Origin of the sequence: Aeromicrobium halocynthiae (assembly GCF_039531385.1) — a bacterium.
Classification (GTDB): Bacteria; Actinomycetota; Actinomycetes; order Propionibacteriales; family Nocardioidaceae; genus Aeromicrobium; species Aeromicrobium halocynthiae.
Window position 1 is genome coordinate 154,183 of the sequence record NZ_BAAAPY010000007.1, and the last position, 6,849, is coordinate 161,031.

The 6,849-nt window shown below is 72.6% G+C and carries 5 protein-coding genes; 3 read left to right on the forward strand and 2 right to left on the reverse strand.

The features are described 5' to 3' along the window. Positions 1-13: 13 nt before the first annotated feature. Positions 14-1,075, reverse strand: coding sequence for an SGNH/GDSL hydrolase family protein (locus ABD213_RS11155; RefSeq protein WP_344328299.1), 1,062 nt, complete (start codon positions 1,073-1,075; stop codon positions 14-16). A 115-nt stretch (positions 1,076-1,190) separates the two neighbouring features. Between ABD213_RS11155 and ABD213_RS11160 the strand changes: the two genes are divergently transcribed. The 3 genes from ABD213_RS11160 to ABD213_RS11170 all read left to right on the forward strand — a co-directional run bounded on the left by ABD213_RS11160 (position 1,191) and on the right by ABD213_RS11170 (position 6,043). Further along, positions 1,191-3,125, forward strand: coding sequence for a DNA polymerase III subunit gamma and tau (locus ABD213_RS11160; protein ID WP_344328304.1), 1,935 nt, complete (start codon positions 1,191-1,193; stop codon positions 3,123-3,125). Continuing rightward, a complete protein-coding gene (locus ABD213_RS11165; protein WP_344328308.1) occupies positions 3,106-5,736 on the forward strand; it encodes a chorismate-binding protein in 2,631 nt (876 codons plus the stop codon). Before ABD213_RS11160 ends, ABD213_RS11165 begins: the two co-directional genes overlap by 20 nt. 70 nt (positions 5,737-5,806) lie before the next feature. Beyond that, the gene (locus tag ABD213_RS11170; RefSeq protein ID WP_344328312.1) at positions 5,807-6,043 is read left to right on the forward strand and encodes a hypothetical protein; all 237 of its coding nucleotides are present in this window, start codon (positions 5,807-5,809) and stop codon (positions 6,041-6,043) included. Between the two features lie 146 nt (positions 6,044-6,189). On the opposite strand, the gene ABD213_RS11175 is transcribed toward ABD213_RS11170, so the two are convergent. Beyond that, on the reverse strand, positions 6,190-6,849 hold a 660-nt coding region (locus ABD213_RS11175), incomplete at its 5' end, for an HNH endonuclease signature motif containing protein (protein WP_344328315.1).

Below are 6,849 nucleotides of genomic sequence, written 5' to 3' on the forward strand. Positions count from 1 at the left end.
GACGACGGACGCCCTACCTTGCTCCGCTGAGCAGTCCCTCGGCCGCGACGAGCGCCTTGCGCACCTCGTCGAGCACAGGGTTCACGGTGGGGCCGAGCAGCTCGCTGCGTGACGGTGTCGCGTCGCGCGAGGGCAGGTCGTCGACCACCTGGTCGGGCACCTGTCCACCCTGGGCGACGTAGTCCAGCAGGCCGTCCACGTCGACCACGGCCGGCAGGCGCTTGAGCAGCTGCGGCGTCGGGAGCACCGGCGGCAGGGCACGACCGGTGAGCTCGCGGTGGGTGCCGTCCGCGATGGCCCGCATGCCGGATCGGAACGGGTGGAAGTTCAACGCCAACGGCGAGACGTTCGCACCGTTGACCCACCGCACGAGCGGTCCGGCGCACGCGTCGCGACCGTCGGAGCGGGCATACATGTCGACGTACGTGGCGCCGTGGGTCCGGGCCGCCTCGCGCAGCGAGGTGTTCAGGGTGCGGTGCACCTCGTTGCCCCACGCGTAGTCCCCGGCGGCGAAGGGCACGTCGGCGCACGCCCCGGTCTCGGGGAGGATCCGCAGGTAGTTCACGACGACGACCGTCGCCATCGGCGCCCGCTCGGCGATCGCAGCGAGAGCCTCCTCGACGTTGCCCCGGATCGCACGGGCGTCGCGGATCTTGGTGTCGACGCCGTCCACGGTGAAGCGGTCTCGGCACGGGGTCTCGGGCGTCAGGGCGAGCAGCTGCGGAGCGTTGACGTTCTCGGGCAGACCACCGGGCAGGTTCGCGGTCTGGGAGGTGAACAGGTGCTCGGTGCGCGCGGCCGAGCAGCTCACGTCGGTGAACGTCTTGACCCGCAGCGCCGCGGCGAGGAAGGCCGGGTAGTTGGCGCTGGACCGGAAGCAGCCGAGCGGTCCGGGCAGCTGCACGGGCACGAGAGGGCCGGCGGTGTAGGAGTCGCCGAGGGCGACGTAGTGCCGGAACGGTGGAGGCGTCGGAGCCGGGTCGGTGGTGGCAGCAGCAGGCGAGGTCAGCGCCGACGCCAGGAGGAGCAGACCGGTGGCCGCGAGCACGGCGGGACGCAGCCGAGGGCGTGCCATGGGCCACCCCTTTCTTGGACGTATGTCCAAGAGCATACGCGGCGGGCGTGACCTGCGTCACCCGACGCCGACCGGCCGGGTGACCCTGTCCGGCGCGGCGACTAGGCTCACGTGCGTGGATGCCCCCCTCGCCCTGTATCGCCGGTACCGACCGGAGACGTTCGCCGAGGTCATCGGGCAGGAGCACGTCACCGACCCCCTCCGGCACGCTCTGGGGGGCAACAAGGTGAACCACGCCTACCTGTTCTCCGGTCCCCGCGGTTGCGGCAAGACCACGAGCGCGCGGATCCTGGCCCGCACGCTCAACTGCGAGCAGGCCCCCGTCGCCGACCCGTGCGGCGAGTGCCAGAGCTGCCGGGACCTCGCCCGGGGCGGACCGGGCAGCGTCGACGTCATCGAGATCGACGCCGCGAGCCACGGCGGCGTCGACGACGCCCGCGACCTGCGCGAGCGGGCGTTCTTCGCCCCCGTCAGCAGCCGGTACAAGGTGTACATCATCGACGAGGCCCACATGGTCTCCCCGCAGGGCTTCAACGCCCTGCTGAAGCTCGTCGAGGAGCCCCCGCCGCACCTGAAGTTCATCTTCGCGACCACCGAGCCGGACAAGGTCATCGGCACCATCCGCTCGCGCACGCACCACTACCCGTTCCGGTTGGTGCCGCCCAAGACCCTCGGCGACTACCTGCTGCGCCTGTGCGAGGCCGAGCAGGTCTCCATCCAGCCCACGGCCCTGCCGCTCGTGGTCCGCGCCGGGGCGGGGTCGGTGCGCGACACCCTCAGCGTCCTCGACCAGCTCCTCGGCGGCGCCGGGCCGGAGGGTCTCACCTACGAGCTCGCGGTCCAGCTGCTCGGCTACACGCCGGACTCCCTGCTCGACGAGATGGTCGACGCCGTCGCCGCGGGCGACGGCGGCACGGTCTTCGGCGTGGTCGACAAGGTGATCGAGTCCGGGCAGGACCCCCGCCGGTTCGCCGAGGACCTCCTGCAGCGCCTGCGCGACCTCGTCATCCTCGTCGCGGTCCCCGACGCGCTCACCACGGGTCTGCTCGAGCTGCCCGGCGACCGCGCCGCGAGCCTGCAGCAGCAGGCCACCCGGTACGGGCCGTCGGAGCTCACCCGCGCCGCCGACATCGTCAACGACGCACTCATGGAGTTCCGGGGTGCCACCGCCCCGCGCCTGCTCCTCGAGCTGATGTGCGCGCGCCTCCTGGTGCCCACCGCCGACTCCACCGCGCAGGGCTTCGCCGCGCGGCTCGACCGCATCGAGCGACGCCTCGCCATGGGGGTGCCGGCCGCCGAGCAGGCTGCTCCCGCGGCCACCCAGGCACCTGCCGTCGAGACGCCTCCCGCCGAGGCACCGCCGGCCCCGCCGTGGGACGCGTCGCCCTCGAAGGAACCCGCGGCCCCCGAGCCCGATCAGGACTCGCAGGAGCGGACCGTCCCCGAGGTTGCCCCGGAACCGAGCCCCGCACCGGTGCCGGCGGCGCCGCCCGTCACCGCCGCGGCCCCGGCTGGCGCCGCCGAGCCCGGCGCGCTCGGCATCGCCGACGTCCGCCGGTTGTGGCCCCAGGTGCTGGAGGCGGTCAAGGAGCTGCGCCGTTTCACCTGGATCATGCTCAGCCAGAACGCCCAGGTCGTGGGGCTCGAGGGCGCCACCCTCACCATCGCCCTGGTCAACACGGGCGCTCGCGACTCCTTCGTGAACAGCGGTTCGGCCGACTTCCTCTCCACGGCGCTGGAGCAGGTGCTCGGCGTCTCCTGGCGCATCGAGGCGATCGTCGACCCGTCGGTCGACCCGAAGGCCGACGCGTCGCCGGTCGGCGCCTCCGCACCGCAGCCACCGTCCTCGGCTCCGAGGGCCTCGGGCGGTCGCGGCATGACCGCACCGGCAGCGGTCCGCGAGGCGATGAACGACCCCTCGCCCGGCCCGGTCGACCCCGATGCGGCCGTCGACCTCGACGACCCGGTCGTCGACTCCGGGGGTGACCCGGAGCAGCTGCTGTCGCGCGAGCTCGGCGCCCGGGTGATCGATGAGATCAGCCACGACTGAGACGCATCGGCGCCGCCTCGACCTGCCCGACGACCCGCTCGAGGTGCTCACCTGCCTGCGCGGACGCGAGCGCGTCGTGGCTCTCGTGGGGCGCTGGCACCAGGGGGAGGCGCTGCTGGCGTGCGACCCCACCCGTGTGGCGTCCGACCCCTTCGACCTCCCGGTGCCCGACGTCGTGGGCGACGCGGGGTTCGGCGGCGGGTGGATCGGCGTCTGGGGGTACCGGCTCGCCGATCGGCTGGAGCGGGTGCCGTCGCCTCGGTCACGTCCGATCGTCCAGCCCGAGCACCGCATCGCGTTCTACCCCTGGGTGCTGCGCCGAACCCGCGGCACCTGGTGGCTGGAGTGGCTCGACGGCACCGACGTGGAGCCGGTGCTGGAGCTGCTGTCCGGACCCGGTGGGACGCGTCCGCACGTCGTCGGTGCCTTCGCGCTGACGCCGTCGCCGGCCGATCATGTCGAGGCGGTCGGTCGTGCGCTCGAGCACGTCGCCGCCGGCGACATCTTCCAGGTGAACCTGTGTGCGCGTCTGGAGGCTCCGCTCGAGGGTGATCCGCTCGACGTCTTCTGCACCGGGGCGCGGGCGCTCGACCCCGCGTTCGGTGCCTTCGTCGACTCCCCGGACGGTGCGGTGGCGAGCTTCTCGCCCGAGCTGTTCCTGCGGCGCCGCGGCCGCGAGGTGCTGACGTCGCCCATCAAGGGGACGGCGTCGCTGGAGACGCCCGTGGAGGACCTGACCGGGTCGGCGAAGGACCGCGCCGAGAACGTGATGATCGTCGACCTCATGCGCAACGACCTCGGTCGCGTCTGTGTCCCCGGCAGCGTCGACGTCCCGGCGTTGCTGCGTCCGGAGCGGCACGCGGTCTGGCAGCTGGTCTCCGACGTCGTCGGACGGTTACGGTCCGACGTCGGCGACGCCGAGCTGCTCCGCGCAACCTTCCCACCGGGCTCGGTGACCGGGGCGCCGAAGGTCCGCGCGATGGAGATCGCCGCCGACCTCGAGGCGACGGGCCGCGAGGCGTACACGGGAGCGATCGGTCACCTCTCGCCCGTCGCCGGCCTGGAGCTCAACGTCGTCATCCGCACCCTCGAGATGGCGCAGGGGCGAGCCTGGCTGGGCGTGGGCGGTGGCATCGTCGCGGACTCCGATCCAGCGCGGGAGCTCGCCGAGGTCTTCACCAAGGCGCGTCCCGTGGTCCGCGCGGTCGGCGGGTCGCTTATCGACGACGTCGAGCCGGTGCCGCCGTCGCCGAGCGAGCGGATCGGCGGGGGCGCGCGCTCGCGACCGGAGGAGGTCGACGTCGGGCGGGGCGTCTTCACGACCCTGCTCGTCGTCGACGGTCGAGCGCAGGACCTGGCTGCCCACGTGGCGCGGCTCGACGCCAGCGTGCGGGCCGTCTACGGCACGACGCTCACGGAGGGCCTGGAGGCGGCGGTGGTCCGTCGGGCGGAGGCGTGCGGTCCCGGCCGTCACCGGCTTCGGGTGGACGCCGTCCCGGTCGACGGCGCCGGCGGTGCCGGACACACGGCGGTCCGGGTGAGCCTGACCGCAGCCCCCCTCGCGGAGGCGCCGCCCTCGTGGCGGCTGGCCACTCGTGCCCTGGCCGACGGCTGGGGGGCGCACAAGTGGGCCGACCGGACTGCGCTGGACCCGCCCGGCGGCGCCGACGACGTCCTGCTGGTCGATGTCGACGGCAGCCTGTTGGAGACGGGCCGGGCCAACCTGTTCCTGGTGCTCGACGACGGTGTGCACACGCCTCCGCTCGACGGCCGGATCCTGCCGGGCACCGCTCGGGCACGGGTCCTCGACGCGCTCGCGTCCCTCGACCTGCCCGCCCACCAGCGTCGCCTCCGCCTCGACGACCTCGCAGCAGCGTCGGAGGTGTTCTGCACCAACGCGTTGCGGGGGGTGGTCCCTGTCGATGCGGTCGATGGTCGGTGGACTCGGCCAGGCGCGACGCCGACCACCGACGCGGTCGCCGCCGCTCTCGCCGGGGTGACCCGTCCGGCCGTTGCCGGGCGCCGGGCTGCAGGGCGTCCGCGCGTGCTGTTCGTCGACAACTACGACTCGTTCGTGCACAACCTCGTGCAGTACGTGGGCGAGCTGGGTGCGACCACCGAGGTGGTGCGCAACGACACGGTGTCGGTCGACGAGGTGGCGGCCGGTGGCTTCACGCACGTCGTCCTGTCACCGGGGCCGGGTGGTCCGGCCGACGCCGGGATCTGCATCGACGTGGTGCGCCGGCTGGGTCCCACCACGCCGGTGCTCGGGGTGTGCCTGGGTCACCAGGCGGTCGTCGAGGCGTACGGGGGCCGGGTCGTGCGTGCGCCGGAGGTGGTGCACGGCAAGGCCTCGCTCGTCACGCACGACGGTGTCGGCCTGCACGCGGGCCTGCCGCAACCGCTGGTGGTGGCCCGCTACCACTCGCTCGTGGCGGAGGAGTCGAGCCTGCCCGAGGAGCTGACGGTCACCAGTCGCACGGGATCGGGTGTGGTGATGGGCGTGCGCCACCGGACGCATCCGGTGGAGGGCGTGCAGTGGCACCCGGAGTCGATCCTCACGCGCCATGGGCACGACGTCCTGGCAGCGTTCCTGTCCGAAGATCGCTGACGCAGGCGGGTACGGTGCGGCTTGACGGCATGGACCATCGAAAGGCCTGGACGGGAGCATCGTGATGTCGGTGAGGAAGCCGCTGCTTCCGATTCGGTACGGGTTCCTCGTCTTCGTCCTGCTCGCGGCGGTCATCGTGATCTACGGATGGTCGATCGGTGCACCCGGCCCTCAGGTCGCCGCCGCAGCCGCACCGGTCTTGATCGTCGGTTGGATGGCGATGGCCTTCATCTGGTGGTTCGACCGGCGGACGTCGAGGAGTTCTGCGAGACGCAGCGCCGGTGCAGATGACGCGGGGATGGAGTGAGCTCCGCGAGGGGCATGGCACCGCACCGGCCCGTTGGAGGGGTCGGGGCCAGCGCGTCGACCGGGCGATGGGCACTCGCGTGTCGCAGGGCTTCTCCACGCGTCCACCACGATGGCTCGCAGCGTTGCTGTGCGATGGGCGTGGACTCAGGCGGGGACGGTTCGGCCTGACGGCAGGATCCACTGCAGGACGCCGTGGCCCTTCATCGAGTGATGCCGCCTGCACAGTGCCCACATGTTCGATCCGTTCGTCGCCCCGGTGGGCCAGGGTTCTCGATGGTCGAGATCGCATCTCTCGGCGGGGACCCGACAGCCGGGTGCCCTGCACACGCCGTCCCTGAAGCGGATGGCTTTCGCGAGGGTCTCGGGGGCGAAGCGTCCGACGTAGTCGTGAGCCAGGATGTTGCTGGTGACGGGATCGGTGATGATCCGGTGCCAGAAGGTCTCGTCAGGGTCGATGTCGTCCAGGATCCAGGACGCCGGCACGGACCATTCGCCGTCGTAGGACTCTGCGTGGCCGTCGGCCAGGCCGGTGAGGACGTCGGCCTCGATGGTCACGGCGACGTCGCCGGTGACGGTCGGCGACTCGGTGGTCTCGCCGTGGGTGAGCCAGGAGACGAACAGGTCGGCGCTGCGCTGCGGCAGCGTTCTGGTGTCTTCGTCGTCGAGCGGGATACGGGCGGCGCGGTCGAGGCGCTTCATCACCGCTGCCGCCTGGTGGGACGGCAGGTAGGCCGAAAGCCAGGACATGCCGTCCTCGAGGTGATGCAGCGACACATGCCGTTGCTCGCGGGCCTTCTCGGCCCG

What these genes read in the sequence shown, in the direction of transcription:
- ABD213_RS11155 (WP_344328299.1), bottom strand. Translation starts at nt 1,075, where the DNA reads ATGGCACGCCCTCGGCTGCGTCCCGCCGTGCTCGCGGCCACCGGTCTG.
- ABD213_RS11165 (WP_344328308.1), top strand. Translation starts at nt 3,106, where the DNA reads ATGAGATCAGCCACGACTGAGACGCATCGGCGCCGCCTCGACCTGCCC.